The organism is Desulfobulbus alkaliphilus (assembly GCF_016918545.1).
GTDB classification, from domain to species: domain Bacteria; phylum Desulfobacterota; class Desulfobulbia; order Desulfobulbales; family Desulfobulbaceae; genus Desulfobulbus; species Desulfobulbus alkaliphilus.
On record NZ_JAFFQC010000439.1, the window covers coordinates 1 to 385 of the forward strand.

At 52.5% G+C, this 385-nt stretch carries 1 protein-coding gene; it reads right to left on the minus strand.

The genetic code is table 11. The features are described from left to right. Nucleotides 1-89: 89 nt before the first annotated feature. Nucleotides 90-284, minus strand: a complete 195-nt coding sequence (locus JWG43_RS19310; protein ID WP_039380854.1) for a YheV family putative zinc ribbon protein — start codon at nt 282-284, stop codon at nt 90-92. Between the last annotated feature and the right edge of the window lie 101 nt (nt 285-385).

Below are 385 nucleotides of genomic sequence, written 5' to 3' on the forward strand. Positions count from 1 at the left end.
TATGCAGACCATTCAGCATTAGTGGCGCCGATTGTAACGGAATTCAACACCACTGTAAGTCTAAGCGTAAAAAAAGCTGTGCCGGCACGTTACTCGGGATGAAAAATGCCGATCACCTGCTCATTACTGCGGATCTGATCGCGCGCCTGCTTATCGGCCTCGCGCATCTGATGTCCGCATTTTACGCATTCCACCACATCGACACTGTTTTCGCGCCACATGGCCAGGGTGTCTTTTTCCTGACAGTGCGGACAGACCGCACCGGCGATAAAACGTTTACGCATTTTTTCCTGCCCGCCTGTTGTTCACGGAAACCTTAAGTGTATACCCTGCACACCGCAAATTGCAGCGATGGCCCTGAATAGCCCAGGCTGCCGGCTTACTC